Origin of the sequence: Pseudomonas sp. (genome assembly GCF_050739775.1) — a bacterium.
Classification (GTDB): Bacteria; Pseudomonadota; Gammaproteobacteria; order Pseudomonadales; family Pseudomonadaceae; genus Aquipseudomonas.
Map to the genome: position 1 here is coordinate 40592 of NZ_JBOICA010000016.1, position 25254 is coordinate 65845.

General features: G+C 62.0%; 28 protein-coding genes. 16 read left to right on the forward strand and 12 right to left on the reverse strand.

The features are described 5' to 3' along the window. Position 1: 1 nt before the first annotated feature. Positions 2–820, forward strand: coding sequence for a gamma-carboxygeranoyl-CoA hydratase (locus tag ACRESH_RS10495; protein ID WP_431741924.1), 819 nt, complete (start codon positions 2–4; stop codon positions 818–820). Next, positions 817–2772, forward strand: coding sequence for an acetyl/propionyl/methylcrotonyl-CoA carboxylase subunit alpha (locus ACRESH_RS10500; RefSeq protein WP_431741925.1), 1956 nt, complete (start codon positions 817–819; stop codon positions 2770–2772). The genes ACRESH_RS10495 and ACRESH_RS10500 overlap by 4 nt, the downstream gene beginning before the upstream one ends. A 123-nt stretch (positions 2773–2895) precedes the next feature. On the opposite strand, the gene ACRESH_RS10505 is transcribed toward ACRESH_RS10500, so the two are convergent. Next, positions 2896–3555 carry a LexA family protein gene (locus ACRESH_RS10505; RefSeq protein ID WP_431741977.1) on the reverse strand — a complete coding sequence of 220 codons (660 nt, stop codon included), beginning with the start codon at positions 3553–3555 and terminating at the stop codon, positions 2896–2898. A 131-nt stretch (positions 3556–3686) separates the two neighbouring features. On the opposite strand from ACRESH_RS10505, the gene ACRESH_RS10510 reads away from it, so the two are divergent. From ACRESH_RS10510 to ACRESH_RS10520, 3 genes are all read left to right on the forward strand, one after another. Next, positions 3687–4019, forward strand: a complete 333-nt coding sequence (locus ACRESH_RS10510) for a DUF6124 family protein (RefSeq protein ID WP_431741926.1) — start codon at positions 3687–3689, stop codon at positions 4017–4019. 446 nt (positions 4020–4465) lie between these two features. Then, entirely contained in the window at positions 4466–4978 is a 513-nt protein-coding gene (locus tag ACRESH_RS10515) for a DUF4880 domain-containing protein (protein WP_431741927.1), read from the forward strand. A gap of 48 nt (positions 4979–5026) precedes the next feature. Beyond that, positions 5027–6175, forward strand: a complete 1149-nt coding sequence (locus ACRESH_RS10520; RefSeq protein WP_431741928.1) for a M14 family metallopeptidase — start codon at positions 5027–5029, stop codon at positions 6173–6175. Between the two features lie 18 nt (positions 6176–6193). On the opposite strand, the gene ACRESH_RS10525 is transcribed toward ACRESH_RS10520, so the two are convergent. After that, positions 6194–6691 carry a PaaI family thioesterase gene (locus ACRESH_RS10525; protein WP_431741929.1) on the reverse strand — a complete coding sequence of 166 codons (498 nt, stop codon included), beginning with the start codon at positions 6689–6691 and terminating at the stop codon, positions 6194–6196. Between the two features lie 217 nt (positions 6692–6908). On the opposite strand from ACRESH_RS10525, the gene ACRESH_RS10530 reads away from it, so the two are divergent. Beyond that, entirely contained in the window at positions 6909–8159 is a 1251-nt protein-coding gene (locus ACRESH_RS10530) for a 2-aminoadipate transaminase (protein ID WP_431741930.1), read from the forward strand. Between the two features lie 79 nt (positions 8160–8238). Here ACRESH_RS10530 and ACRESH_RS10535 read toward each other — a convergent pair whose 3' ends face one another. From ACRESH_RS10535 to ACRESH_RS10555, 5 genes are all read right to left on the reverse strand, one after another. Beyond that, positions 8239–8940 (reverse strand): anti-sigma factor, encoded by a 702-nt coding sequence (locus ACRESH_RS10535; protein ID WP_431741931.1) that lies wholly within the window; start codon positions 8938–8940, stop codon positions 8239–8241. After that, a complete protein-coding gene (locus tag ACRESH_RS10540; protein WP_431741932.1) occupies positions 8937–9473 on the reverse strand; it encodes a sigma-70 family RNA polymerase sigma factor in 537 nt (178 codons plus the stop codon). Before ACRESH_RS10540 ends, ACRESH_RS10535 begins: the two co-directional genes overlap by 4 nt. A 92-nt stretch (positions 9474–9565) precedes the next feature. Beyond that, positions 9566–10048, reverse strand: a complete 483-nt coding sequence (locus ACRESH_RS10545; RefSeq protein ID WP_431741978.1) for a DUF3455 domain-containing protein — start codon at positions 10046–10048, stop codon at positions 9566–9568. After that, positions 9990–10112: a hypothetical protein gene (locus ACRESH_RS10550; RefSeq protein ID WP_431741982.1), complete on the reverse strand. Its 123-nt coding sequence runs from the start codon at positions 10110–10112 to the stop codon at positions 9990–9992. The genes ACRESH_RS10545 and ACRESH_RS10550 overlap by 59 nt, the downstream gene beginning before the upstream one ends. Before the next feature lie 111 nt (positions 10113–10223). Then, positions 10224–10511: a hypothetical protein gene (locus ACRESH_RS10555; protein ID WP_038609908.1), complete on the reverse strand. Its 288-nt coding sequence runs from the start codon at positions 10509–10511 to the stop codon at positions 10224–10226. Between the two features lie 154 nt (positions 10512–10665). Here ACRESH_RS10555 and ACRESH_RS10560 point away from each other — a divergent pair, with 154 nt between their 5' ends. The 3 genes from ACRESH_RS10560 (at position 10666) to ACRESH_RS10570 (ending at position 13152) form a co-directional block, all read left to right on the forward strand. After that, positions 10666–11097: a hypothetical protein gene (locus ACRESH_RS10560; RefSeq protein ID WP_431741933.1), complete on the forward strand. Its 432-nt coding sequence runs from the start codon at positions 10666–10668 to the stop codon at positions 11095–11097. A 98-nt stretch (positions 11098–11195) separates the two neighbouring features. Beyond that, the gene (locus ACRESH_RS10565) at positions 11196–12011 is read left to right on the forward strand and encodes a carbon-nitrogen hydrolase family protein (RefSeq protein ID WP_431741934.1); all 816 of its coding nucleotides are present in this window, start codon (positions 11196–11198) and stop codon (positions 12009–12011) included. A gap of 37 nt (positions 12012–12048) precedes the next feature. Beyond that, the gene (locus tag ACRESH_RS10570; protein ID WP_431741935.1) at positions 12049–13152 is read left to right on the forward strand and encodes a polyamine ABC transporter substrate-binding protein; all 1104 of its coding nucleotides are present in this window, start codon (positions 12049–12051) and stop codon (positions 13150–13152) included. A 6-nt stretch (positions 13153–13158) separates the two neighbouring features. Here ACRESH_RS10570 and ACRESH_RS10575 read toward each other — a convergent pair whose 3' ends face one another. Then, the gene (locus ACRESH_RS10575; RefSeq protein ID WP_431741936.1) at positions 13159–13737 is read right to left on the reverse strand and encodes a DUF4174 domain-containing protein; all 579 of its coding nucleotides are present in this window, start codon (positions 13735–13737) and stop codon (positions 13159–13161) included. A gap of 221 nt (positions 13738–13958) precedes the next feature. Between ACRESH_RS10575 and ACRESH_RS10580 the strand changes: the two genes are divergently transcribed. Next, positions 13959–14459 (forward strand): DUF1772 domain-containing protein, encoded by a 501-nt coding sequence (locus ACRESH_RS10580; protein WP_431741937.1) that lies wholly within the window; start codon positions 13959–13961, stop codon positions 14457–14459. Between the two features lie 16 nt (positions 14460–14475). On the opposite strand, the gene ACRESH_RS10585 is transcribed toward ACRESH_RS10580, so the two are convergent. Together ACRESH_RS10585 and ACRESH_RS10590 are read right to left on the reverse strand one after the other, a co-directional pair. Further along, complete coding sequence (locus tag ACRESH_RS10585) at positions 14476–16836, reverse strand: DNA polymerase II (RefSeq protein WP_431741938.1); 2361 nt, start codon at positions 16834–16836, stop codon at positions 14476–14478. A 42-nt stretch (positions 16837–16878) separates the two neighbouring features. Next, the gene (locus ACRESH_RS10590) at positions 16879–18087 is read right to left on the reverse strand and encodes an MFS transporter (protein WP_431741979.1); all 1209 of its coding nucleotides are present in this window, start codon (positions 18085–18087) and stop codon (positions 16879–16881) included. Between the two features lie 123 nt (positions 18088–18210). Here ACRESH_RS10590 and ACRESH_RS10595 point away from each other — a divergent pair, with 123 nt between their 5' ends. Then, a complete protein-coding gene (locus ACRESH_RS10595; protein ID WP_431741939.1) occupies positions 18211–19125 on the forward strand; it encodes a LysR family transcriptional regulator in 915 nt (304 codons plus the stop codon). Here ACRESH_RS10595 and ACRESH_RS10600 read toward each other — a convergent pair. Further along, entirely contained in the window at positions 19122–20042 is a 921-nt protein-coding gene (locus tag ACRESH_RS10600) for a LysR substrate-binding domain-containing protein (protein ID WP_431741940.1), read from the reverse strand. The two genes, ACRESH_RS10595 and ACRESH_RS10600, sit on opposite strands and share 4 nt — an antisense overlap. Positions 20043–20152: 110 nt before the next feature. Here ACRESH_RS10600 and ACRESH_RS10605 point away from each other — a divergent pair, with 110 nt between their 5' ends. From ACRESH_RS10605 to ACRESH_RS10625, 5 genes are all read left to right on the forward strand, one after another. Next, positions 20153–20770 carry a LysE family translocator gene (locus tag ACRESH_RS10605; protein ID WP_431741941.1) on the forward strand — a complete coding sequence of 206 codons (618 nt, stop codon included), beginning with the start codon at positions 20153–20155 and terminating at the stop codon, positions 20768–20770. 182 nt (positions 20771–20952) lie between these two features. Continuing rightward, the gene (locus tag ACRESH_RS10610; protein ID WP_431741942.1) at positions 20953–21645 is read left to right on the forward strand and encodes a sel1 repeat family protein; all 693 of its coding nucleotides are present in this window, start codon (positions 20953–20955) and stop codon (positions 21643–21645) included. A gap of 104 nt (positions 21646–21749) precedes the next feature. Beyond that, entirely contained in the window at positions 21750–22448 is a 699-nt protein-coding gene (locus ACRESH_RS10615; protein ID WP_431741943.1) for an AzlC family ABC transporter permease, read from the forward strand. Further along, positions 22445–22768, forward strand: a complete 324-nt coding sequence (locus tag ACRESH_RS10620; RefSeq protein WP_431741944.1) for an AzlD domain-containing protein — start codon at positions 22445–22447, stop codon at positions 22766–22768. The genes ACRESH_RS10615 and ACRESH_RS10620 overlap by 4 nt, the downstream gene beginning before the upstream one ends. After that, positions 22765–23616 (forward strand): AraC family ligand binding domain-containing protein, encoded by an 852-nt coding sequence (locus ACRESH_RS10625; protein ID WP_431741945.1) that lies wholly within the window; start codon positions 22765–22767, stop codon positions 23614–23616. The genes ACRESH_RS10620 and ACRESH_RS10625 overlap by 4 nt, the downstream gene beginning before the upstream one ends. A 64-nt stretch (positions 23617–23680) precedes the next feature. On the opposite strand, the gene ahpF is transcribed toward ACRESH_RS10625, so the two are convergent. Further along, positions 23681–25243 carry an alkyl hydroperoxide reductase subunit F gene (gene ahpF / locus ACRESH_RS10630; protein ID WP_431741946.1) on the reverse strand — a complete coding sequence of 521 codons (1563 nt, stop codon included), beginning with the start codon at positions 25241–25243 and terminating at the stop codon, positions 23681–23683. Between the last annotated feature and the right edge of the window lie 11 nt (positions 25244–25254).

The window sequence follows — 25254 nt, forward strand, 5'->3', positions numbered from 1 at the left end:
CATGAGCGACTTCACTACCCTTGAACTGATCAAGGACCCCCGTGGTTTCGCCACCCTGTGGCTGAGCCGGGAAGACAAGAACAATGCCTTCAACGCGCAGATGATCCGCGAGCTGATCCTGGCCATCGACCAGATCGCAGCCGATGCCAGCCTGCGCTTCGTCCTGCTGCGCGGCCGTGGCCGGCACTTCAGTGCCGGTGCCGACCTTGCCTGGATGCAGCAGTCGGCGGCGCTGGACTACAACACCAACCTCGACGATGCCCGCGAGTTGGCAGAGCTGATGTACAACCTGGCCAAGCTCAAGGTCCCGACCTTGGCAGTGGTCCAGGGCGCGGCCTTCGGCGGTGCGCTGGGCCTGATCAGCTGCTGCGACATAGCCATCGGCACGACTGAAGCGCAGCTGTGCCTGTCGGAAGTGCGTATCGGCCTGGCGCCTGCGGTGATCAGCCCTTTCGTGGTGCAGGCCATGGGCGAGCGTGCCGCGCGCCGCTATGCCCTGACCGCCGAGCGCTTCAGCGGTGAGCGCGCCCGCGAACTGGGCCTGCTGGCCGAAGCCTATCCTGCTGCCGAGCTTGAACAGGCGGTCGAACAGTGGGTCGACAACCTGCTGCTCAATAGCCCGCTAGCCATGCGTGCCAGCAAGGAGTTGCTGCGCGAAGTCGGTCACGGTGAACTGACCCCGGCCCTGCGCCGCTACTGCGAAAACGCCATCGCCCGTATCCGCGTCAGCCCCGAAGGCCAGGAAGGCTTGCGCGCCTTTCTGGAAAAACGCAGCCCGGCCTGGCAGGCCGAACCGTCGACCAAGGAACCGCGCCCATGACCCATACGCCGTTGACCACCCTGCTGGTCGCCAACCGTGGCGAAATCGCCTGCCGGGTCATGCGCACCGCCAAGGCCCTGGGGCTGACGACTGTTGCGGTGCACAGTGCCATCGACCGCGATGCCCGCCACAGCCGCGAAGCCGATATCCGCGTTGACCTCGGTGGCGCCAAGGCCGCCGACAGCTACCTGGACATCGACAAGCTGCTGGCCGCAGCCAAGGCCAGTGGCGCCCAGGCGATCCATCCCGGCTATGGCTTTCTTTCCGAGAACGCAGGCTTTGCCCGCGCCATCGAACAGGCCGGACTGATCTTCCTCGGCCCACCGGCCAGCGCCATCGACGCCATGGGCAGCAAATCGGCGGCCAAGGCCCTGATGGAACAGGCCGGTGTACCACTGGTGCCGGGCTATCACGGCGAAGCCCAGGACCTGGAAACCTTCCGCGCCGCTGCCGAGAAAATCGGCTATCCGGTACTGCTCAAGGCCGCCGCCGGCGGTGGTGGCAAGGGCATGAAAGTGGTCGAGAGCGAAAGCCAGCTCGGCGAATCCCTGGCATCGGCCCAGCGTGAAGCGCAGTCCTCGTTCGGCGATGCGCGCATGCTGGTGGAAAAATACGTACTCAAGCCACGTCACGTCGAGATCCAGGTGTTCGCCGACCAGCACGGCAACTGCCTGTACCTCAACGAGCGCGACTGCTCGATTCAGCGCCGCCACCAGAAAGTCGTCGAAGAAGCCCCTGCCCCGGGCTTGACCAATGCCCAGCGCCAAGCCATGGGCGAGGCTGCGGTCAAGGCCGCGCAGGCCATCGGCTATGTCGGTGCGGGCACCGTGGAGTTTCTGCTCGATGCGCGTGGCGAGTTCTTCTTCATGGAGATGAACACCCGCCTGCAGGTCGAGCACCCGGTCACCGAGGCCATCACTGGTCTCGACCTGGTCGCCTGGCAGATCCGTGTGGCGTGTGGCGAGCCGTTGCCGATCACCCAGGATCAGGTGCCGCTCAACGGCCATGCCATCGAAGTACGACTGTATGCCGAAGACCCGGCCAACGATTTCCTCCCGGCCACCGGACACCTGGCGCTGTACCGCGAGTCGGCGTCAGGCGAAGGACGCCGGGTTGACAGCGGGGTCAGTGAGGGCGACAGCATCTCGCCGTTCTACGACCCGATGCTGGGCAAGCTGATTGCCTGGGGGCAGACCCGCGAACAGGCGCGCCTGCGCTTGCTGGCGATGCTCGACGAGTTTGCCATTGGCGGCTTGAAGACCAATATCGCCTTCCTGCGGCGCATCCTGGCCCACCCGGCCTTTGCCAGTGCCGAGCTGGATACCGGCTTCATCCCGCGCTATCAGGAACAGCTACTGCCAACGCCACAGCCACTACCGGCACTGTTCTGGGAAGCGGCGGGCGAGGCATACATCCAGAGCCAGCCACTGGCACCGCGCCTTGATGATCGTCATTCGCCCTGGGCGGCCAACAGCGGTTTCCGTGCCGGGGTGCCGGCGCAAGTCAGCCTGCACCTGAACTGCAATGGCCAGAACCAGGCGCTGAGCCTCACCCACGCCAGCGCGCCGGCGCTGAAACTCGAAGGTGAGCAGTTGCTGATCGAACACGATGGTGTGCGCCGTCGGCACCTGGCGATCCGCCGCGGCGACACCCTGTACCTGCAATGGGACGCTGAGTTGCACGCGGTAACCCGCTTCGACCCGATTGCCGAGGCCGATGCCAGCCACAGCCACCAGGGCGGCCTCAGCGCGCCCATGAACGGCAGTATCGTGCGGGTGTTGGTGGAGGTCGGCCAGGTGGTAGAAGCCGGTGCTCAGCTAGTGGTACTGGAAGCCATGAAAATGGAACACAGCATTCGCGCGCCCCAGGGCGGGACGGTCAAGGCGCTGTTTTGCCAGGAAGGCGAAATGGTCAGTGAAGGGGCCGTGCTGGTAGAGCTGGAAGAGGCCTGAGAACGCAAGGCTGCTTTGTAGGAGCGGATTCATCCGCGAAGGATTGTGTAGCAGCCCCATCTTTGGGGCCGCGCTGCGACCCTTCGCGGATGAATCCGCGCCTACAGATTAACGCCAAAGCACTCAGAACTTCACCAACGCCTGCACCACCACGCCGAGCACTTCAGTCTGCTCAGTAAACAGAGCCTTTGGATAGGTCGGGTTAAGCGGCTTCAGATAACGCTGACCACCCTCCTCGATCAACTGGCGGAATACCGTTGCCGTGCTGTCGGCTGAGCGTGCGATCAGCAACTTGCCTGGTTCGGCGGCTACCTCGGTGTCGACCAGGATCAACATGCCTTGCGGCACACTCAAGCCCACAGGCGCGGTCATTGCTTCGCCCTCGACGCGCAACCAGAACCCTCGTCCCTGCGCCGCATAGTCGCTTGATTGGCGTTCGCAGGTTTCAGGCACCTGTGCTTCGTCCAGGCAATCCCAGTCCAGAATCGGATAACGAAAATACAATTCGTGTCGTTGGCCGTCGGCGCCTGTCACGGCGGTGGGGAATCCGATTGCTTCATAAGCACCGCTATTTTCCCGCAGTTGATGGGGATACACCATCTGCAGCGGTGGGAATCCCACCTCGACCAGAATCTGGTTGAGTACCCGCAGTTTCGGCTCACGTCCCCCGCGCAGCCAATGGCCCACGGCGCCTTGAGTGACGCCGATGCGCTCGGCAAGTTTTTCCTGCGTGAGCTTCAGTTCACGCATCCTGGCTTTAACCAGATCAGTCCAATTATCCATCGCTGGCACGATACGGACTGCCCTTCGGCGCTCAATACACAAATTGTAGTATTTAAAGATTAGAATAAACTACAAATCGTATTAGTATTTGATATGACCTTTTACAGCTCACTCACAAGGCAGGCCGCCGAATGAAACAGACACCTTCTAACAAGGACCTCACCCTGGACAACGAATCCCTGAGCAGCAGCGATGCCGCCCGCCGCGCCCTGGATTTCTACTTGAACCCCACGCCGCCTGCCGATTCGGCACACGCCTGCTGGCTGGTGCCTCGCGAGGGCCTGAGTGAAGCCCAGGCCACCGAGCATGCGACCCAGTTACTGCGCTGCGCGGCAGCCACGGCGCACGAATCGGCCAATGGTTTACAGGGGATGCACCGGGATCTGGCGCTGACGGTGGTGCACATGATCAACATGGCCAGGACAGTGCTCGAACACCTGCCGAGTACTCAGCAGAGATACTGAACAAGCACGGGGAGATAAACGTGGGGGCTATCGATAACGGCGCTAGAGCCGTTCATTGAATGAGGGAGTGCATTCGGTAAAAGTATTTTACGGAATGGCAGAAAATTCATTTGACTTGCAAATGATAACGATTATTATTGCTCGCAACTGGTCGCGAGACCGGTTGGATAAACTGAAAGCCCTTAGGTCGGACTCTCAGATTATCTCCTCATCAGGCTAATCACGGTTTTTGACCCGGCTTTTTGCCGGGTCTTTTTTTTGGCTCTTCAGGCTAATGAAGGCGGGTGTTGCTTGAATGGCCGCGATGATAGCAAATGAATGTCGCATGGTGAAGCATGTAACAACGCTTTGCAGAATTAGCACTTGAGAATCAATCTCGTTAATACTAAGCTAGTGCTCGCGTCACGGAGGACGCCCCCTCCCCTCATTCAGCAAGGAGCTTGTACATGACCCGTCTGTTGCTGCCCCTTGAGCATCACCCCCACTCCCAGGACCTCGCTGACGATACGCTGCTGCAGCAACTGAAAAAGCTGCCACGCCGCGTCCAGCAGGTGTTCCTCCTCAGCCGCCTCGACCAGCTGAGCTTTGCCGCCATTGCCGAGCGCCTGGACCTGCCTGCATTTACTGTGGAACGCCACATGAACCAGGCCCTGCAGAGCGTACGCCCGGAGCGTGACGCGGTGGCGAGCGTGGCCAGCCAATGGTACGTGCGCCTGCAAAGCCCGCAGGTCACTGCCAGCGAGCGTATTGATTTTCGCCGCTGGCTGGACGCCGCCCCCGAGCACCGCGAAGCCTTCCACGCCACCGAACTGCGTTGGCGCACCCTGCTGGCCCCGGCCCAGCAACTCGGCCATGACGACTGGTATCGCCAGCCCCGTGCGGTGTTGTCCGTAGGGGGTTGCTCGGTGGCCGTCGGCCTTGCCTTGGCGGCATTGGCAGCGATTGGTTTCTGGTCCTGATCCAGGCGTGTAGAGTGGACGTCACAACAACTCTACTGGAGCCTGGTGATGACTCTGACGCTGCCCCCTCTGCATATCGACTGCGATTTCGACTCCGGCAACATCCTGATCAACGATGCCAGTGACCCGCGGCGGACGCGTTTGGCGATTCGCCCTGACACCCGCAGTGATCATTTCCAGTGGTTTCACTTCAAGGCCAGTGGCCTGACCCCAGGCCAAGTGCACACCTTTGTCCTGGAAAACGCCGGTCAATCTTCCTACAACGAGGCCTGGACGGGCTACCAAGCAGTAGCATCCTACGATCAGCAGAGCTGGTTCCGTGTGCCCACCCGGTTTGACGGCAAAGCGCTGAGCTTCGAGCTCAAAGCCGAGCAGCCACAGGCCTGGTTCGCCTATTTCGAGCCTTACCCCCGCGCCCGTCACAATCAACTGATCGAGCGCGCCATCAGCCTGCCTGGCGTCGAACTGCTGGCCACTGGTCGCAGCGTCGAAGGGCGAGACATCCCTTTGCTGCGCGCAGGCAACGGCGCCAGCGGCAAGCGCAAAATCTGGATCATCGCTCAACAGCACCCTGGCGAACACATGGCCGAGTGGTTCATGGAGGGTGTAATCGACCGCCTGCAACACAACGATCCGACCGTGCAGGCGCTGCTGCAGCAGGCTGACCTGTACCTGATTGCCAACATGAATCCGGACGGCGCGCTACACGGCCACCTGCGCACCAATGCCGCAGGCCAGGACCTCAACCGTGCCTGGCAAAGCGCAAGCACCGACAAGAGCCCGGAAGTGTTGTTCGCTCAGGTGCAGATGAAGCAGCATGGCGTCGATATGTTCCTCGACGTGCATGGCGATGAGGCAATCCCCCAGGTCTTCACCGCCGGCTGCGAAGGCAACCCCGGCTTCAATGCACGCATCGAGAAACTTGAAAAAACCTTCCGCGACAACCTGTGCAAGCGCACTGTCGATTTCCAGCAGGTACACGGCTACCCACGCTCGGCCCCGGGCCAGGCCAACCTGACCCTGGGCGCCAACAGCGTCGGTCAGACCTATGATTGCCTGTCCCTGACCCTGGAGATGCCGTTCAAGGACCACGACGACGCGCCCAATCCGCAAACCGGCTGGAACGGCCAGCGCTCAAGGGATCTGGCCAGCGCCGTGCTGGATGTACTTGGACAGATGGTCAACAGCCTGCGCTGAGGACTGCCAACTGCTGCATCAGACCTGACCGTGGGCCTTGTGCTTGAGCTTCTCGGTGTCGACTCGCACGAACAGCGAGTCGGCGGTCACTGTCAGCACATCGTCGGCCCAGACTTCGCAGATCACCCGGCTCTTGCGCCCTACCTCGCCTTCGACCCGGGCCTTGAGCAGCAGCTCGACGCCCATGGGGGTGGGTTTGAGGTAGGTCAGGTTGAGTTGCCCGGTGACGCAGTCGATACGCGGCTGACTGCCCGGCTCACGCCCTTCGGCACGGTAGTGGTAGGCCATGGCGGTCCAGTTGGAGTGGCAGTCAACCAGCATGGCCAGCAGGCCGCCGTAAACCAGCCCAGGCCAGCCGAGAAAAGTGCTGTCGGGCGAATGCCGGCAGACCAGATGAATACCGTCCGCGTCCCAATGGCTTTTCAGGTGCAGGCCGCTTGGGTGGGAACAGCCGCAGCCATAGCAGACGCCCTCGGGAGCGGCCAGTTCCTGAACGGATAACAGAGGGTTGTTCATAAGCTTCCTGGTGGTCTGTTTTGGAGGGAAAGCGTTGCCGATAGTAGCGCTGCTCAACGCAAAAGCCCATGAACAGGTCATGGGCTTTGCTCAGCGAACGGGTGCGCCTGCGGGAATTTCCGGAATTTCAGGAATGACTGCAATCTTTAAATTCGTTTGCACTCACGTCGTCTGTCTCGCTTAGATACCGGCATAACTTGCCAGAGGCGGCGTGCATATGAGCCACGAACCTATCAGTCAGTCCATTTCCGTAGTTCACCCAATAACACTGTCCCACGGCAAAAATGCTGAGGTCTGGGATACCCATGGCAAACGCTATATTGATTTTGTCGGCGGTATTGGCGTATTGAATCTGGGCCATTGCAACCCGGGCATTGTCGCCGCCATCCAGCAACAAGCTACGCGCCTGACTCACTACGCCTTCAATGCTGCCAGGCACGAGCCCTACATCGACTTGATGGGGCGCCTGGCCGACTTCGTACCGGTTTCCTACCCATTGAGCGGAATGCTCACCAACAGTGGTGCGGAAGCGGCTGAAAACGCCCTGAAAATCGCCCGTGGCGCCACCGGCAGGACAGCAATTATCGCCTTTGACGGCGGCTTTCACGGACGGACCCTGGCCACCCTTAACCTCAACGGCAAGGTCGCGCCCTACAAACAACGGGTTGGCGTGTTGCCGGGGCCGGTCTACCACCTGCCCTTCCCCAGCGTCGACACCGGGGTCAGCACTGAACAGGCCTTGCAGGCCCTGGAACGCCTGTTCAGTGTCGAGATCGATGTCAATGAAGTGGCCGCAGTGATCTTCGAACCGGTCCAGGGCGAAGGCGGTTTCCTGGCCATGGAGCCGGCCTTTGCCCAGGCGCTGCGCGGCTTTTGCGATGCTCATGGGATTCTGATGATTGCCGACGAAATCCAGTCCGGCTTCGGTCGTACCGGTCAGCGCTTTGCCTTCCCGCGCCTGGGGATCGAGCCGGACCTGATACTGCTGGCCAAGAGCATCGCCGGTGGCATGCCATTGGGCGCGGTGGTCGGGCGTAAGCAACTGCTCGACAACCTGCCCAAAGGTGGCCTGGGCGGCACCTACTCGGGCAATCCCATGGCCTGCGCTGCCGCCCTGGCGACCCTGGAGCAGATGACCGATGCCAACCTCGCCACCTGGGGTGAGCGTCAGGAAAGCGCGATCGTCAGCCGCTATCAGCACTGGCAGATAGACAAACTTTCGCCGTACCTGGGGCGCCTGACCGGTACCGGTGCGATGCGCGGGATCGAACTGGCCGACGCCAGCGGCACACCGGCCACGGCACAACTGGCGCAATTGCTCGAAGCGGCCAGAGCGGCCGGACTGCTGTTGATGCCCAGCGGCAAGGCGCGGCACATAATCCGCCTGCTCGCCCCGCTAACCACCCCGCCCGAGGTGCTGAACGAGGGGCTGGATATTTTCGAGCGTTGCCTGGCGGCAATTCGCTGAAGCACTGTGGTACCCGGCAAGGCCTTGTGCCTGGCCGGGCTGCTTTGGCCTAGGTTTTGTACGAGAAGTGCCTGGGGATTCAGATTACCTTCACCGCCCGGCCAATGAACTGGATCGGCCCACTAGGCTTGCCGGTTGCTGATCCATTGCGCCCTTCCAGGGTCAACTCGAACAGTTGATTGGGCTCCAGGGGCGGCAGGCGATCCAACGGCACCTGCAACGTCTGCCCCGGCTGCACCAATCCCAGCGACACCGGGGCTTGCCATTGCTCGCCCTTGGTCCAGAATTGCAACGATTTATCCGGCGGCACTTCGACCGTCCCCAAGGGAATCAACTGGATCGTCTGCCGGTCGCTGGCCTGGATCACCCAGCCGGGCGCCTTGTCCTGGGGCGCCACCAGCACCACCAGGTAGCTTGGCGTACTCACCGCAGGCCCACGCGCCACCAGCACCGCCAGCACCAGGCTGGCGGCCACCGCCACAGCCGTCAGCCCGCGCCATAGCGCCAGGTGGTTCCACCAGCTAACCTGTTCAACCGCCTGAAGGCTTTCGACGCTGTGCTCGATTCGCGACCACAAGGTCACTGGCGGCGCCTGGGCCGAAGCAAGTTCGGTCAAGGGCGACAGGCGCTGTTCCCAGGCATCGACCGCCGCACGCAATTCGGCGTCATGACTCAGGCGATGCTCAATCTCGGTACGCAGTCCCGCAGCCAGGGTGCCGAGCACATATTCGGCAGCCAGCATGTCCAGTTCATCCTGGGCTTCGTTGTCCGGGTCGCTCATCCCATGCACTCCCGCAATGCAACCAGACTGCGCTTGATCCAGGCTTTCACCGTGCCCAGTGGCACTTCCAGGCGCCGGGCGATCTGGGCATGGGAAAAACCGTCGACATAGGCATGCAGAATACAGGCCCGCCGTTGCAGCGGCAGCTGCTCCAGGCACAGGTGAATACGCGCAGCCTGCACCGCGTCTTCACCTGCAGGCTGCTCGCTGGCGACCCACTCCAGCACGCTATCGTCGTGTACTTCGCGCCGATGTTGACGCAGGTAATTGAGGGCCAAGTGCCGGGTCACGCTGAACATCCAGCCGCGACCACTGCCCCGGGCCGGGTCGAAGCCTCCAGCACCGGTCCAGATGCGTACGAAGGCATCATGCAGCAGATCTTCGGCCAGGGCCGGCTCGCGCACCAGGCGCAGTAACACGCCATACAATCGCGCGCCTTCGCGCAGATAGAGCTGGTGCAGCGCCTGGCGCTCGCCACGTATGCAAGCGGCCAGGTGTGCTTCATAGTCGAAGGGTTGCTCAGGTAAGGACACAGGATCGGCCGTCAGCAGGTGGTCATTGCCTCGCAAGAGTGCGTAGCGCTTACCCGTAGCAGCGTAGTCGAAATTGACCAAGTCCGATGACGCTACTGGGCTGCCCAGAAGATGTAGTCGGCCTGGTACTTGACCACCTCGCGCTGGCCTTTGTTCGCCGCACTGCAGGCACTGCTCGGGGCAACGCCCCCCTTGAGGGCTACGCGCTGGATGTAGGTGACGCCGGTCATCGCCCCCTGGCCTTGGGCGGGATTGGCCTTGACCAGTTGATACGGCAGGTTGCCGGGACTCGAAGGTGCCACGGCCAATTGCGTGCCGGTGACTGTTGATCCGTCCTTGGCCTGCCAGGTGGCGGGCGGCCCGAAGTAGCTGCCGATGGCCTTGCCACTGCGGTCACTGAGCATCGCCCTGGGGCCGACGAACACCCATTCGGTCTGGCCAGGCATATCGGCTTTGTCGCGACACTCGTAGGTGATCTCACCCACGCCGACGGTTTCCAGGACGACTTTGTGGCCGTCAGGCACCTTGATACTGTCGGGCAGCGTCATGGCCGCCTGGGCTGTCGGCAGCGACAGCAGACAGCAGACAGGCAGTGGCAATAGCGGCAAAGGCAAGGGAGAAGCAATTTTGAGTGTTCATCAGCAGTGCTCCATAACGGTAATCGGCTGGGCAGCACCAGGTGCTGCTGCCCTTACTACCCGCCAGGACGGCGAACGGATGCAGTGCGATGAAAAAATAATTATACGGGCGTTACAGGCCCAGTTCCTGCGGCGTGAGCATGTCGCATTCGAAGGCGATCCAGCCACCTTCCAGCTCAGCGTGGCCATTGACGATCGGGCCGTAGTAGCTCAGGCCGTTGTCCAGGGTCACGCAGATATGCGTCGCCTTGTCGGGTGCCGCCAGGGTGCCGACAAAATGCACTTTCTTCAGGGTTTCGGTGACTGCCTCCAGACCGACCCGAATCGCGACGTTCTCCACCGCTTCGACGTCATCGTGCAGGTCGTCGCTGACGGTCACGGTGGCTGTGTAGTTGTACATGGTCAAACTCCAACGACGGATAGATCGGCGTCTGCTGACGCACGCGGGCGCCTAGGGTAATGGAGTGTCACGGAAAAATCCCCTCTCTTCGACATCCGGCAGCGGCAAAGGCTGGTATTGTGCGCCCCCGCCAAGACTATTCAGGGAAAACACATTGACCGCTGAACAACACCTGACCTCGGACCTGTTCGAAGTTGACAAGCGCCTGGGCCTCAAGCCCGTGGTGGATTTCAACACCTACCTGGAAAAGGCCTTCGGCGACGGTCCCTGCCGTTGCAGCCGCTGCCTGGCCGGTGCCGGCGATGAATCGGGCTACGCACATGCACACAGCTTCGAACTGGCTGGCCAGAAGCTGCATCGGCGCTTTGCCAGTACCTCGGGCAGTGATGTGCTGATGGTACTGAAAAAGGCCTGGCTGTCGTACACCAAGGCTGAGTTGTCGCCGCTGGGCCCGCTTGACCTGGATACCCTGCGCACCTTTGTCGAGCCTCAGTTGCACAAGCGCCTGGTGCCGTTGCTGCTGGCCAGTGGGCTGGTCAGGGAGGTTGATGGGCAGTTGCTGTTGCAGGCCCAGGCTGGGGATTGATAGCGACTCCATACCCACTGAGGGTTACTCCATCGCAGTGATGTGCGGCCCGTAACGGGCCGCGCATACTCGGTTCCTGCTCTGGACAAGGAACCGCGATGAAGATCGAACTGATACAGATTGATGGCCGCGACGGCGATACCGCCTACAACCTGCAATGCACGCTGGAAGCCATTGCCAGTTGCAAGGCCGACACCGACCTGCTGGTGTTTCCGGAAACCCAACTGATGGGCTTTGCCAGCGCCGAGCAGTTGCCTCTGGTCGCCGAACCCCTGCATGGCCCTACCCTGCAAGCCGTGCAGCATGCAGTGCGCGAACGCGACGTGGCAGTGGTGATCGGTCTTGCCGAGCAGGCCGACGGCGTTTACTACAACACCTCGGTGCTGCTGACCCCCGAAGGCATCGCCCTGTCCTACCGCAAGACCCACTTGTGGCCGTCAGAACGTGGCCTGTTCCAGGCGGGTGATCGCTACGCCACCGCTTGCTGGAAAGGCCTGCGCATCGGCCTGTTGATCTGTTACGACATCGAACTGCCAGAGAGCAGCCGTGCCTTGGGCCAGTTGGGCGTCGACCTGATCATCGTCAGCAACGGCAACATGGACCCCTACGGCCCGGTGCACCGTACCGCGATCACCGCCCGCGCCCAGGAAAACCAGGCCTTTGCCCTGATGGTTAACCGGGTAGGCCCGGGCGACGACGGGCTGGTGTTCGCCGGCGCCAGCGCCGTGGTCGATCCCTTCGGCCGCGTGCTGTTCGAAGCCGGTCGCCAACCGTGCCGCCAGCAGGTCGAGCTGGACCTTAGACAGCTGCAGCGCTCCCGCCGCGACTACGACTACCTCAAGGACCGCCGCCTGCTGCTGCCAGGTACACGGATCGAGCACCCCGACGGGCGCCGCGAGCTATTGATTCCCTAGCGCCACCCCATAACAACAAGAACCCTGGAGTGCCCCCATGAAGCCGATCCGCTGTTTACCCCTGGCCTTGGCCGCGCTGCTGTGCGCAACAGGCATTCAGGCGGGAGAATCCTCCACGCCCAGCGTGCACATCTATAATTGGTACGACTACATCGCGCCGAACACCACCAAGGAATTCCAGCAGGCCTCGGGCATCGCCCCGGTGTATGACGTGTTCGACAACAGCGACGTGATGCAGAGCAAGCTGATGGCCGGGCGCAGCGGCTATGACGTGGTGTTCGCCAGCGGTGACTTGCTGCCCAACCTGATCAAGGCCGGGGTTCTGGCCGAACTTGACCGCAGCCAACTGCCCAACTTTACCCATCTTGACCCACAGATGCTCGCCAAGCTGCAGAGCAACGATCCCGGCAACCGCTATGCGGCTCCGTATATGTGGGGCACCACCGGCATCGGCTATGACCAGGACAAGGTCAAAGCCTTGCTCGGCGAGCAGGCCCCGGTGGACTCCTGGGCACTGATCTTCGAGGAAGCGAACCTGGCCAAGCTGAGCGAATGCGGGGTGGCCATGCTCGACGCCCCCAACGAGATCATCCCCATCGCCCTGCACTACCTGGGCCTGCCCTACAACAGCAAGAACCCGGACGACTACCGCAAGGCCGAGGCGCTGCTACTCAAGCTGCGCCCGCACATTCGCTACTTCGACTCGTCGCGGTTCATCTCGGACCTGGCCAACGGCAATGTCTGCGTGGTGCTGGGCTGGTCCGGCGGCGTATTCGAGGCCAAGCTCAGCGCGGAAAATGCCAGCAACGGCCGCCAGCTGCGCTACAGCATCCCGCGCGAAGGTGCGCCGATGTGGCTGGAAAACATGGTGCTGCTCAAGCAAGCGCCCAATCCGCAGCAGGGCCTGGCGTTCATCAACTACATGCTCAAGCCCGAGGTCATCGCCGCCTCGACCAACTACCTGGGCTACCCGAATGCCAACAAGGACGCAACCGACCTGGTCGATAGGAAAATCCGCGACAACCCCACGGTGTACCCGTCCCAGACGGTGCTCGACACCCTGTTCCCCCTCGAACCGTTGCCGCTGAAGCTTGAACGGGTGCGTACCCGGGTGTGGAGCAAGGTCAAGACTGGCAACTGATCAGCCTCAGTCTTCCAGTGGCTTGGGCGGTGGCAGCGGTTTGGCGGGTTTAGCCGGTTTGGCCGGTTTAACCGGCTTGCCGTCTTCAGCCGAGGTGGTGGCGGCCTGTTTCTGCTCTGCCACGGTCGGTGCGACGATGGCTTTTTCTTCGGCCGGTAATGCGTCTACTGCGTCGAAGATCGCCTTGGGTTCGACGGTGCCAGTGTGTGCTATCCGATGCTGTGCGCCATCCTTGCCCACCAGTACCACTTGGGTAACCACAGTGTCGGCAGCGCTGAACTTGAACTGACGGATCAGGGCCATGGTCGTCTGCTGGTCGAGGTCCTTGCCTTCGCGTTTGCCCATCATGCCTGCAATGCTGTACAGCACCAGGTTGCGCTCCTGGAACGCGGCCTTGGTGGCCGGATCTTCCAGGGCCTTGTTCAGGCCGCGAAGCGTCGGGTCTGCAGGACTTGGTGCAATGACAATCAAGGGGCGGGCCTTGTACAGCTCTTGCTCCAGCGGCTTGGGATCATCGTTAGCAGCGAAGACAGGGCCGGCAACAATGGCCAACAAGGTGGCAAGGGTCAGTGACCGTACGAGCATGCGCATCTCCTTCAAACTCCATGCATCAAAGACTACAGATCGCGACGAAAGATCCGAGGTGCGAGCCTAAACTACAGGACGAAATCCGTGGACAGCTCAAAGGTAACTTCCGATTTCCATGTAAGTCCTTGAGCGTGTCTAGAACAGGCTGACATCTGAATCTGAGGATAGCTGATGGCTGTCAGCCACGCCTGCCACTCCCGCTGCTGAAGGACCGGACCATGAGTGTTGTCGATGCCTTGCTGTTGTTGCTGATCCTGGCCACGGCCCTGGGCTGTGGCCTGATGGGAGGGCTGTTCTTCGCCTTCTCCAACTTCGTCATGAAAGCGCTGGAACGTATCCCGGAACACAGTGCCGTAGCGGCCATGCAGTCGATCAACCAGGTGGTGCTTAACCGCTTGTTCCTGGCTTTGTTCCTGGGCACGGCGCTGACCAGCGTTGCCTTGCTGATCTGGGCTTACCAGCGTTGGCCACTGCCGGGCAGCTTGTGCATGGCCATGGGTAGCGGCCTGTACCTGGCGGGCAACATCGTCGTGACGATGCTGTTCAACGTGCCGAAAAACCAGACCCTGGCCCGCCTCGACCCGGCCAGCGCCGAGGCGGCGGCGGTCTGGCACCGCTATGTGCCGGGCTGGAATCGCTGGAACCATGTGCGCACAGTCACCGCTCTTGCTGCGGCGGCGTGGTTGATGTTGGCGTTGGGTTTGATTCGCGGAGTGTAAGAGCGGGCCATTGCTGCTAGAACAAGCCCATCTGCCGATCGATCAACGCGGTAAAATCATCCTGCACGAACGGCAGGATCGCATCCGCCACCGGCTGCAGTTGCCGGGTCAGGTAATGGTCGTAGTCGATGGCTGACTGCCGGGTCTCCAACGGCTCGGGCCCGTTCAGCGTGATCACATAGCTGATCCAGCCACCATTCTGGTATTGCCGCGGGCGCCCCTGTCGCTCATTGAACTCGTCAGCCATGCGTGCCGCGCGCACATGCGGCGGCACATTACGCTGGTAGTCGGCCAGTGGTCGACGCAGGCGCTTGCGGTAGATCAGCAGCTCATCCAGCTCCCCGGCCAGGGTCTGGCGCACATACTCACGCAAGTACTGCTGGTAGGGCTGGCGGCGGAAGATGCGCTCATACAGTTCCTGCTGGAACTGCCGAGCCAGCGGCGACCAGTCGGTGCGCACGCTTTCCAGTCCTTTGTAGACCATCTCTTCGTGCCCTTCGCCGCGCTGAACCAGGCCAGCATAGCGTTTCTTGCTGCCCTCTTCGGCACCACGGATGGTCGGCATCAGGAAGCGTTTGTAGTGGGTCTCGTATTGCAGTTCCAGAGCACTGTCCAGATCATAGGTGTCACGCAAATGCTCGCGCCACCACTGGTTGACCTGCTGCACCAGACGCTGGCCGATCACGTCAGCATCGGCCTCGCTGTGGGCGCTCTTGAGCCAGACGAAGGTGGAGTCGGTGTCACCATAGATCACCGCATAGCCTTGGGCCTCGATCAGCTCGCGGGTGCGGCGCATGATCTCGTGGCCGCGCATAGTGATCGACGACGCCAGACGCGGATCGAAGAACCGGCAACCGCTGGAGCCGAGTACACCGTAAAAGGCGTTCATGATGATCTTCAAGGCCTGGGACAAGGCTGCGTTTTTCTCGCGTTTGGCCGTCTCGCGCCCCTGCCAGACCCGCTCGACAATCGACGGCAGGCAGTGGTGGCTGCGGGAAAAGCGGGCACCGCGAAAGCCCGGCACCGAGGTGGCGTCCTCCGGCTCGCGCAAGCCCTCGACCAGCCCCAGCGGATCGATCAGAAAGGTACGGATGATCGAGGGATACAGGCTCTTGTAGTCGAGCACCAGCACCGACTCGTACAGGCCGGGGCGCGAGTCCATGACAAAGCCGCCGGGGCTGGCTTCATCCGGACGCTCGCCCTGGTTCGGTGCGACAAAGCCCTGGCGGTGCATCAACGGCATGTACAAATGGCAGAACGCAGCCACCGAGCCACCACTGCGGTCAGCCGGCAAACCGGTAACCGTGGCCCGTTCGAGCAAGAAGGTCAGCAGTTCAGTCTTGGCGAAAATGCGCGTGACCAGCTCGCAGTCCTTGAGGTTGTAGCGGGCCAGGGCCGGCTTGTCCTCGGCGAACATGCGGTTGATTTCGTCCATGCGCTGGTACGGCGTGTCGATGGCCTTGCCCTCGCCGAGCAGGGTCTGGGCCACGTTTTCCAGGCTGAACGAAGGGAAGCTCCAGGTCGCCGAACGCAACGCCTCGATGCCGTCGATGATCAGGCGGCCACTGGCACCGGCAAAAAAGTGCGTACGGCTACCATGCTCGCGCCACTCCATTGCCTCACCCTCGCGCCCCAGACACAGGGGTACCTGTAACTGCTCGGCGTGCGCCTGCAACACGCGCAGGTCGAATTGCACCAGGTTCCAGCCGATGATCGCATCGGGATCATGCAGCGCCAGCCAGTGGTTCAAGCGCTCGAGCAACTGCGCACGGTTGTCGCAATACTCAAGGTCGAAGTCCAAGCCCTCGGCATCGCCGTTGGCTGGGCCGAGCATATACACCTGACGCTGGCCGCAGCCTTCCAGAGCAATGGAATACAGCTCGCCACGCTCGGTGGTTTCAATATCCAGCGACACCAGTTTCAGTGTCGGCCGGTAGTCGGGCGCCGGTTTGAGCTGGGCATCCTGCAGCACACCATGTTCGTCCGGCGTACCGCTGAAGCTGACCGGAGCGGTGATGAAGCGCTCCATCAGGTAGCGCTCGGGCGGGCGAATGTCGGCCTCGTAGACTTGCACGCCAGCGGCGCGCAAGCGCTTTTCCAGTTGCATCAACTGGCGATGCTGGCGGCAGTACAGGCCGAGCACCGGCCGTTGTTCGAAGTCACGCAGTTCCAGCGGGCGCAGCTCCACCCCGTGTTCGCCGCGCAGCGCCGCCTGTGCTTGCTGACGCTGGGCAGCGGGAATAAAGGCCACTGAGGTCTGCAGCGGCAAGCACAGGCGACGCGGGCCCTGGTCAGTGGCCAGCCAGAACTCGACACGGGTGCCGGCCGGGGTATCGCGCCAATGCCGGGTCAGGACAAAGCCCTGCTGTAACTCCACCGCTGCAACCTCGAAACAAGCTATCTGAGCAGCGATTCTACCTTAGCCGGCCACCCGTGCGCCCGGCGCAAAGCCATGGCGATGAGCGCGACCGGCAATGAGCAAGGCCAGGCCGATCAATAGCAACAGCACCCAGGTAAAACTGCCCACGCCCCAGTGAGTTAGCAACAACCCGCCGAGCAGACCACCAGCGGCAATGGCCAGATTCCACACGGTCACGATCATCGACTGGGCGACATCGGCGCCCTCTCCTGCGGCGTCGGCACTGGCGGTCTGCAGCAAGGTCGGCGCGCCGCCGTAGGTCAGCCCCCAAAGAGCTACGCTGACAAACACCAACAGTGCAGACTGGCCGACAAACCCGAGCACCAACGCCACCGTGGCAAAGCCGGCCAGGCTCAACAGCACCAGCTTGCGCAAATGCCGGTCGACCCAGGTGCCCACCAGGGCGATACCGGCCAGGGCGGCGATGCCGAAGGTCAGCAGCACCAGGCCGGTACTCGCCGCCAGTCCCGCAGCAGCGAGGAACGGCACGATATAGGTGTACAGCACGTTATGAGCCAAGACCCAGGTAAGAATCACCAGCAAAACCGCCAACACCCCTGGCGTGCGCAGCACTTGGGCGACACCCGGGCGCTGGCCAGGTTTGTGCCCTTCAAAGTCCGGCACCTTGCACAGCACCCAGGCGACCAGGCCCAGGGTTGAGACCGAGACCAGGGCAAAGGTCATCCGCCAGCCGATCAGCTCACCCAACCAGGTACCGGCCGGCACCCCCAGCGACAGCGCCACGGGCGCACCGATCATGGCCACGGCCATGGCTCGACCCTGCTGGGCAGGGCTGACCATGCGCCGCGCATGCCCGGCTATCACCCCCCAGGCCAGGCCCGCGGCGACCCCGGTCATAAAGCGCGCCACCAGGGTCAGCAGGTAGGATTGCGACAAGGCGGTCAGGGTGTTGAACAGCAAGAAGCCGACAATCGCCAGCAACAGCACCGGACGCCGGCGCCAGCCCTGAGTCAGGGTCACCAGCGGAATGGCGGTGAGTAACGACCCCAGGGCATACACCGTGACCAGTTGCCCAGTCATGGCCTCGCTGATCTGCATGCCCGCCGAGATCTGCCCAAGCAGCCCGGCCGGCAAGGTTTCGCTGAGAATAGCAATGAAGCCGGTCATGGCCAGGGCCAACAACCCGCTGAGCGGCAACGGTTGTTCAATAACTTCGGGCACCACTGGGGTGTCGGCTATGCAACTCATCTGAGTCATGGTGAAACTCCTGGGTAAAAGACCGGGATAACCTTACCGGCGGCGACCACTACGGAAAAAGACGGGTAGTATTCCGCACATCCAGGACACAGATGTCCGCAATAGGAGTTTCAGGTGGATAGCCTCAATGGTTTCGTGGTGTTTGTCCGGGTGGCCGAAACCCGCAGCTTCGTCGCTTCCGCCCAGTCTCTAGGGGTGAGTGCCTCGGCCATTGGCAAGCGGGTGGCGCGTCTGGAAGCACGCCTGGGGGTGCGCCTGTTTCACCGCAGCACCCGCAGCATCACCCTCACCGCCGAGGGCATGGTGTTTCTCGAACGCAGCCGACGCATCCTCGCCGAAATCGAAGCCACCGAGCTTGAGCTGTCGCAGTCAACCGAAACGCCGCGCGGCCGCCTACGGGTCAGCCTGCCGCAGGTCACAGCCTTGGTGATGCCGGCCTTGAGCGAATTCATGGCGCTATACCCGGAGGTTGAACTGGATCTGGATTTCAGCGACCGCATGGTCGATATCATCGGTGAAGGCTTCGACGTGGTGATGCGCGGCGGTACGCCGTCAGACTCGCGTCTGAACGCGAAATTCCTCGGCCACTTCCACCACCTGCTGGTGGCGTCGCCCGGCTACTTGCAACGCTGCGGCACCCCACGCCACCCTGACGACCTGGCCCGGCACACCTGTCTGCACTATCGCTTTCCCAGCAGCGGCAAACTCGAGCGCTGGCCATTACGCCGCGAACAGCCCGAGCGCGACTATGAGATCCCGGTGTCGATGGTCTGCAACCATGTCGAAACCCGGATCTGCTTTGCCATGCGCGATCGTGGCATCACCTGCCTGCCGGATTTCACCGTAGGCCAGCAATTGGCCAAGGGTGAACTGGTCACAGTGCTCGGCGACTACCTGGAGCGGCACGGCAGCTTATACCTGCTGTGGCCGTCCGGTCGGCAGGTGCCGCCACGCTTGCGGGTGTTCATCGACTTCATGGCTGAGCGGGTGTTTGCTGAACATGAGCGCTACATTCCGCACAGCCATTAGTCATATAAATAATCAATCCCGTGCAAGGGGGGATGCGGCACCCGGCCACGCAGAAACTCACCCAGCGCCCGCACTTGCCGGGCCTGGGGGCTGGACCTTGGCCAGGTCAGGTAGTAACCCTCTGCAGTGGCCACGGCCTGGGGAAACGGCATGACCAGCCGGCCGCTGTCGAGCTCGCCCTGAGCCAGCAGCAAGTCGACCACGGCAATGCCCGCGCCCTGCTGGGCAGCACTGATGCCCTGGTCGAGGGTGTCAAACAGCTGGCCACGGTCGATCGTCACCTGCGTGGCGCCCAAGCGAGTCAGCCAGCGCCGCCAGTCGCGGCGGTCTGCCGAGGGGTGCAGCAGCTCACAGTGGTTCAAGGCGTTCAGGTCCTGCACAGTCGCCGCGTGATGGTCCGGGCTGCACACCGGCACCAACCACTCATCAAACAGCTTGAGGCTGTCGAGCTCGGCGGCAAAACGCCCGTCAGCCAGCAGAACCGCGGCCTCGAAGGGCTCGCTATAGAAATCGACGTGATCGAAATCCATCCACACGCTGGACAGCTGCACACGACTGTGTGGGTCCTGCCGGCGAAACTGCTCGAGCACCTTCAGCAACCAGCGTATGGTCAGGGTCGATGGCGCCTTCAGGCGAATGCCGTTGCGCTCCTGTTTAAGCAGCCCACAGGCATTCTCGATGATCTTGAACCCGACTTTCAGCTCCTGGGCCAGCAAACGCCCCGGCTCGGTAAGCGACAGTTTCGGCCCGCGGCGCTCGAACAAAGCGCAGTCGAACAAACCCTCGAGGGTCTTGATATGGTGGCTGATAGCGCCTTGGGTCAGCACCAGTTCCTGGGCAGCCCGGGTGAAGGAGCCATAGCGCGCCGCCACCTCGAAAGCCCGCAGGGCCTGCAGGGCAGGAATTCGTTCGGACATGGCCGGCCTCAAGCATGAGTAAAACTAATAGAAAGCCATAGCAACAGGCGTTTTACAAGGACTGGGCGGCTGCCGAGAATGCCACTCACCCCCTGCTGCCGAGTTCACCGATGAACACCGCCCTGCTGTTGAGCTATGCCCTGACGGTTCTGCTGCTGATCGCCACCCCAGGCCCGGTGGTGGCCCTGGTCATCAACACCGCCACCAGCGTCGGCCGCCGCCAGGCCCTGGCTACTGCCCTGGGCACCAACGGCGCTTCACTGGTACTGATCGCCGTGGCAACCAGTGTGATTGTCACCAGCGCGGTGATCGACCCGCGCTGGCTTGCGGCTTTGAGCCTGGTCGGTTGCCTGTTCATTGCCTACCTGGCCGTTGGCAGCCTGCGCCAGGCGCTACACGCCGACGACGCCGGAGCGTTGCCGGACAAAACGCCCGGCGGCCTCTGGCAGGGTTTTTTCATCGGCCTGTCGAATCCCAAGGACATCCTGTTTTTTGTGGCCTTTTTCCCACAGTTCATCCAGGTCAGTACTCATGTAGGTCACAGCCTGTTACTACTTTCTCTAACCTGGGTGGTGATAGATCTGGCGATACTGGGTCTGTACATCCTGATGACCGAGAAGTTGGTCACCCCGCGACGCCGCCGCCTGATCAGCCTGGCCAGCGGCGCTGTGCTGCTGGTGATCGCTGCGCTGGGACTGTTCTACAATCTTGATTTGCTCTGGCCCTGAACCGCCGTGGCTTTCAGCTCCGGCCCCGGTACGGTTAGAATAAACACCAAACACACAGGCCCCTTCGAACCACACTATGGACAGTCGGATTGAATCCTGAATTTCACCGCCACTCGCAATTATCCATGCACAGCCGCCAGCCCCCGTACCACAGAGGCAGAACCTTGATACGAGCGCACCTCATGCGCGGCCTGATCGCCGGGCTAACGCCGGCCTGCGCCCTGGCCGACGGCGTGCAGATCACCCCGCATGCCGACCTGTTGTACCGCCAGGCCGTTAGTCTCATCGATCAGACAGACAACCAGAGCAGCAGCCTCAGCCTCAAGACCAACACCAGCACCAGCACCAGCACCAGCGGCCAGGACCTGGCACAACAGGGTAAAGCCCTGGGACGCACCCTGGCACCGGCCGTGAGCCTGCTGAAGAAAGCCGTGGAGCTTGACCACCCGGTAGCTCGCTACCGCCTGGCGCTCTACTACATGACCTACCTGCCTGCCGAGCAGATTCCGCCAGCAGCCTGCCCGCTGTTACAGGCCAGCCTGGCCCAGGGCTTTGCGCCGTCAGCCCTGGGGATCGAGGCCTGGTGCACGGATTACCGCCAAAGCCCTGCATTTGCCAGGGACCTTGAGAATATCCCGAGCGTGGCTAGCCGCTACGCTTCCTACTACCCGCAACCTGCGGAGCGCTTGCTGTGCAACCGTGAAAAGCCCCAGGGTCTGGCCATGCAGTGGGGGCGCCAACACGACTTCCAGGCCGAAATCTACCGGTTGCAGGGCAATAACAACCCGAGTCAACGTCAGTTTTACTGGCGTAAAGCTGTCGATCTCAACGGCTGCTTCGCCGTCCAGCAGCGTTTACTCAGCAACAACCACTGAGCCTTGCCGTAGAGCATGCGTGACCTTGGACAGCAAGATCGTTCAAGTCACCGGCACGCGGCTCTGGCATGCTGTGCAACCTTGTTCAGTTGTCGCAGACGTCCATGTCCAATCCGCCGTTCGCCCGCCAAGCCTTTATCCAGGGTGCCATTGCCATTCTGCCGTTGTCCCTGGCCGTTGCCCCTTGGGGTCTGCTGGCCGGCTCCATGGCCATCGAAGCCGACCTCACCCCTTGGGAAGGCCAGGGCCTGTCGGCCATCGTTTTTGCGGGCGCCGCCCAGCTTGTGGCAATTGGCATGATCAAGGGTGGGGCCAACCTGTTCTCGATCCTGTTGACTACCTTGCTGCTGACCTCTCAACACTTGCTGTATGGTCTGTCGATGCGACCGGTACTGTCGGGGCTGCCAACCCGCTGGCGGCTGGGCCTGGGTTTTTTGCTCACCGACGAGTTCTTCGCCCTGACCAGCCAGTATGACCAGCAGCAGTTCAACCGCTGGTACGCCCTGGGGGTGGGCCTGACATTCTATATTGCCTGGAACCTGTTCACCCTGGCCGGCATCATCCTCGGCCAGAACATCCCGCACCTGGACCAACTGGGCCTGGATTTTTCCATCGTCGCCACCTTTGTCGCCCTGATCGCACCACTGGTGCGCAACCTGCCCACCGTGGTCTGCGTCGCGGTGTCGCTGTTCAGTTCGGTGCTGTTCAGCTTCTGGCACTGGGAAACCGGCCTGGTGGCGGCCGGTCTGCTGGGCATGAGCACCGGCTTCATCTGCCAGAAATTCAGCGGAGCACGCTCATGATCTTTGCCTTGATTATCGGTATGGGCTTGCTGGTATTCCTCAACCGTTACGCGTTTCTCGAACCGCGTCTGCCGCTGCGTCTGAGTTCCAACGCCCGACAGTTTCTCGGTTTTGCCGTACCGGGCATGCTCACGGCGATTTGCGGGCCGATCATCTTCCTGCCCGGCCATCAACTCGACCTGAGCCTGGCCAATCCCTACCTGCTTGGCTCTGTGGTGGCGGTGGTGCTGGTGCTGTTGGCCCGCAACACCTTGATCAGCATGCTGGTGAGCATGGCTTTCTTCTTTGTCTTTCGCTGGTGGTTGAACGGCACTCCATGAACCTTGCGCCGCAGGAACAGACCCGCTTCTGGCAAGCGCCAGCGCTTGGCGATATCGAGTTGCTGCACGCCCGGTATTTCCAGCAACGCTTTGCCCCTCATGTGCATGAAGGCTATGTGATCACCATCATCGAGTCCGGTGCCCAACGCTTCTGGCATCGCGGCAGCGAGCACCTGGCGCCAGTGGGCAGCATGGTGCTGATCAACCCTGATGAACTACACACCGGGGCCAAGGCCCACGAACAAGGCTGGCGCTACCGCGGCTTCTACCCGGACAGCGAGCGCATCACCGGGGTACTGGACGAACTGGAACTCAAACGCGACGGCCTGCCCAGCTTCGAGGCCAGCGTTCTGCACGACCCGCAACTGGCCAAGGCGTTCAGCTGGTTGCACTGCTCGGCGGAACACGGCGCCAGTGCGCTGGAGCAACAGACTGCCTGGCGCGAAGCGGTGTTGTTGCTGGTGCAGCGCCATGCCCGTGTCGGTGGCGTGGCCAGCGTCCGTCAACCGGGCAACGAACCTTGTGCCGTGGCCCGGGCCAAGGAGCTGATGGACAGTCGCCTGGCCTACCCGCCCTCACTGCAAGAACTGGCCGAATCGGTCAACCTCTCGCCGTTTCACTTCGCCCGCGTTTTTCGCCAGGCTACCGGTCTGCCACCGCATGCCTGGCTCAAGCAACGGCGCCTGAGCCGAGCGCGGGAACTGCTGAAAAGCGACTGCCTGCCGTTCAACGTGGCCTTTGCGTTGGGCTTTTCTGATCAGAGCCACCTGAACCGGCAGTTCAAGCAAGCTTATGGGGTGACGCCGGGGGAATACCGGCGTGCCTGTGTCGGGGAGCGTTCGGCTTGAGCATGCAATCGCGGGGCAAGCCCGCTTGTATGGTAGGAGCTGGCTTGCCCCGCGAAGTGGTGCGTCAGGCCGGTGCTGAGGTGCGGATCAGGTGATCAAAAGCCGCCAGTGAAGCCTTGGCCCCTTCGCCCACCGCAATCACGATCTGCTTGTACGGCACAGTGGTCACGTCGCCTGCGGCAAACACGCCTGGCAGGTTGGTTTGGCCACGGGCATCGACAATGATCTCGCCACGCGGCGACAGCTCGAGCGTACCTTTGAGCCAGTCGGTGTTGGGCAACAGGCCGATCTGCACGAAGATCCCTTCCAGCACGATGTCACGCAACTCATCACTGTTGTGATCCTTGTAGCGCAGGCCATTGACCTTCTCACCGTCACCGAGCACTTCGGTGGTCAGCGCACTGGTGATCACTTTCACGTTCGGCAGACTGTGCAGCTTGCGTTGCAGCACCGCGTCGGCACGCAACTGGCTGTCGAACTCGATCAGCGTTACCTGAGCAACGATACCAGCCAGGTCAATGGCCGCTTCGACGCCTGAGTTACCACCACCGATTACTGCCACACGCTTGCCCTTGAACAGCGGGCCATCGCAGTGCGGGCAGTAGGCAACGCCACGGCTGCGGTACTCTTTTTCACCCGGCACGTTCATTTCGCGCCAGCGCGCACCGGTGGCCAGGATCACGGTCTTGGCCTTGAGCGAAGCACCACTGGCCAGGCGCACTTCGTGCAGGCCGCCGTCAGTGGCCGGAATCAGCGCTTCACCGCGTTGCAAATTCATGATGTCGACGTCGTACTGTTTGACGTGCTCTTCCAGGGCCATGGCCAGTTTCGGGCCTTCGGTCTCCTGTACCGAGATGAAGTTCTCGATGGCCATGGTGTCGAGCACCTGACCGCCAAAACGTTCAGCCGCCACACCGGTACGAATGCCTTTACGCGCAGCGTAGATCGCCGCTGCAGCGCCGGCCGGGCCACCGCCGACTACCAGTACATCGAAGGCATCTTTGGCGTTGATCTTCTCAGCCTGGCGCTCGCCAGCGCTGGTATCCAGCTTGCTGAGGATTTCTTCCAGGCCCATGCGGCCCTGGCCAAAGACCTCGCCATTGAGGTAGACGCTCGGCACCGCCATGACTTTGCGCGATTCGACCTCGGCCTGGAACAGCGCGCCGTCGATAGCGACATGGCGCACGTTGGAGTTGAGCACCGCCATCAGGTTCAACGCCTGGACCACGTCCGGGCAATTCTGGCACGACAGCGAGAAGTAGGTTTCAAAGTTGAACTCACCTTTGAGCGCGCTGATCTGCTCGATCACTTCCACACTGGCCTTGGACGGATGACCGCCAACCTGTAGCAAGGCGAGCACCAGCGAGGTGAATTCGTGGCCCATGGGGATACCGGCAAAGCGCAGGCTGATGTCGCCTCCCGGGCGGTTGAGCGAGAACGATGGGCGACGGGCGTCGCTGCCGTCCTCACGCAAGGTAATCAAAGTGGACAGGCTGGCAATTTCCACCAGCAGGTCGCGCAATTCGTGGGATTTCGCGCCGTCATCGAGGGAAGCAACGATCTCGATCGGCTGAGTGACCCGCTCCAGGTAGGTTTTCAACTGAGTTTTAAGCGTGGCGTCCAACATACGGGCGATTC

Excerpts from the sequence above, each read along its gene's own strand:
- ACRESH_RS10495 (WP_431741924.1), top strand. The coding sequence starts at position 2 with ATGAGCGACTTCACTACCCTTGAACTGATCAAGGACCCCCGTGGTTTC.
- ACRESH_RS10500 (WP_431741925.1), top strand. The coding sequence starts at position 817 with ATGACCCATACGCCGTTGACCACCCTGCTGGTCGCCAACCGTGGCGAA.
- ACRESH_RS10505 (WP_431741977.1), bottom strand. The coding sequence starts at position 3,555 with ATGGATAATTGGACTGATCTGGTTAAAGCCAGGATGCGTGAACTGAAG.
- ACRESH_RS10510 (WP_431741926.1), top strand. The coding sequence starts at position 3,687 with ATGAAACAGACACCTTCTAACAAGGACCTCACCCTGGACAACGAATCC.
- ACRESH_RS10515 (WP_431741927.1), top strand. The coding sequence starts at position 4,466 with ATGACCCGTCTGTTGCTGCCCCTTGAGCATCACCCCCACTCCCAGGAC.
- ACRESH_RS10520 (WP_431741928.1), top strand. The coding sequence starts at position 5,027 with ATGACTCTGACGCTGCCCCCTCTGCATATCGACTGCGATTTCGACTCC.
- ACRESH_RS10525 (WP_431741929.1), bottom strand. The coding sequence starts at position 6,691 with ATGAACAACCCTCTGTTATCCGTTCAGGAACTGGCCGCTCCCGAGGGC.
- ACRESH_RS10530 (WP_431741930.1), top strand. The coding sequence starts at position 6,909 with ATGAGCCACGAACCTATCAGTCAGTCCATTTCCGTAGTTCACCCAATA.
- ACRESH_RS10535 (WP_431741931.1), bottom strand. The coding sequence starts at position 8,940 with ATGAGCGACCCGGACAACGAAGCCCAGGATGAACTGGACATGCTGGCT.
- ACRESH_RS10550 (WP_431741982.1), bottom strand. The coding sequence starts at position 10,112 with ATGAACACTCAAAATTGCTTCTCCCTTGCCTTTGCCGCTATTGCCACT.
- ACRESH_RS10555 (WP_038609908.1), bottom strand. The coding sequence starts at position 10,511 with ATGTACAACTACACAGCCACCGTGACCGTCAGCGACGACCTGCACGAT.
- ACRESH_RS10565 (WP_431741934.1), top strand. The coding sequence starts at position 11,196 with ATGAAGATCGAACTGATACAGATTGATGGCCGCGACGGCGATACCGCC.
- ACRESH_RS10570 (WP_431741935.1), top strand. The coding sequence starts at position 12,049 with ATGAAGCCGATCCGCTGTTTACCCCTGGCCTTGGCCGCGCTGCTGTGC.
- ACRESH_RS10575 (WP_431741936.1), bottom strand. The coding sequence starts at position 13,737 with ATGCTCGTACGGTCACTGACCCTTGCCACCTTGTTGGCCATTGTTGCC.
- ACRESH_RS10580 (WP_431741937.1), top strand. The coding sequence starts at position 13,959 with ATGAGTGTTGTCGATGCCTTGCTGTTGTTGCTGATCCTGGCCACGGCC.
- ACRESH_RS10590 (WP_431741979.1), bottom strand. The coding sequence starts at position 18,087 with ATGAGTTGCATAGCCGACACCCCAGTGGTGCCCGAAGTTATTGAACAA.
- ACRESH_RS10600 (WP_431741940.1), bottom strand. The coding sequence starts at position 20,042 with ATGTCCGAACGAATTCCTGCCCTGCAGGCCCTGCGGGCTTTCGAGGTG.
- ACRESH_RS10605 (WP_431741941.1), top strand. The coding sequence starts at position 20,153 with ATGAACACCGCCCTGCTGTTGAGCTATGCCCTGACGGTTCTGCTGCTG.
- ACRESH_RS10610 (WP_431741942.1), top strand. The coding sequence starts at position 20,953 with ATGCGCGGCCTGATCGCCGGGCTAACGCCGGCCTGCGCCCTGGCCGAC.
- ACRESH_RS10615 (WP_431741943.1), top strand. The coding sequence starts at position 21,750 with ATGTCCAATCCGCCGTTCGCCCGCCAAGCCTTTATCCAGGGTGCCATT.
- ACRESH_RS10620 (WP_431741944.1), top strand. The coding sequence starts at position 22,445 with ATGATCTTTGCCTTGATTATCGGTATGGGCTTGCTGGTATTCCTCAAC.
- ACRESH_RS10625 (WP_431741945.1), top strand. The coding sequence starts at position 22,765 with ATGAACCTTGCGCCGCAGGAACAGACCCGCTTCTGGCAAGCGCCAGCG.
- ahpF (WP_431741946.1), bottom strand. The coding sequence starts at position 25,243 with ATGTTGGACGCCACGCTTAAAACTCAGTTGAAAACCTACCTGGAGCGG.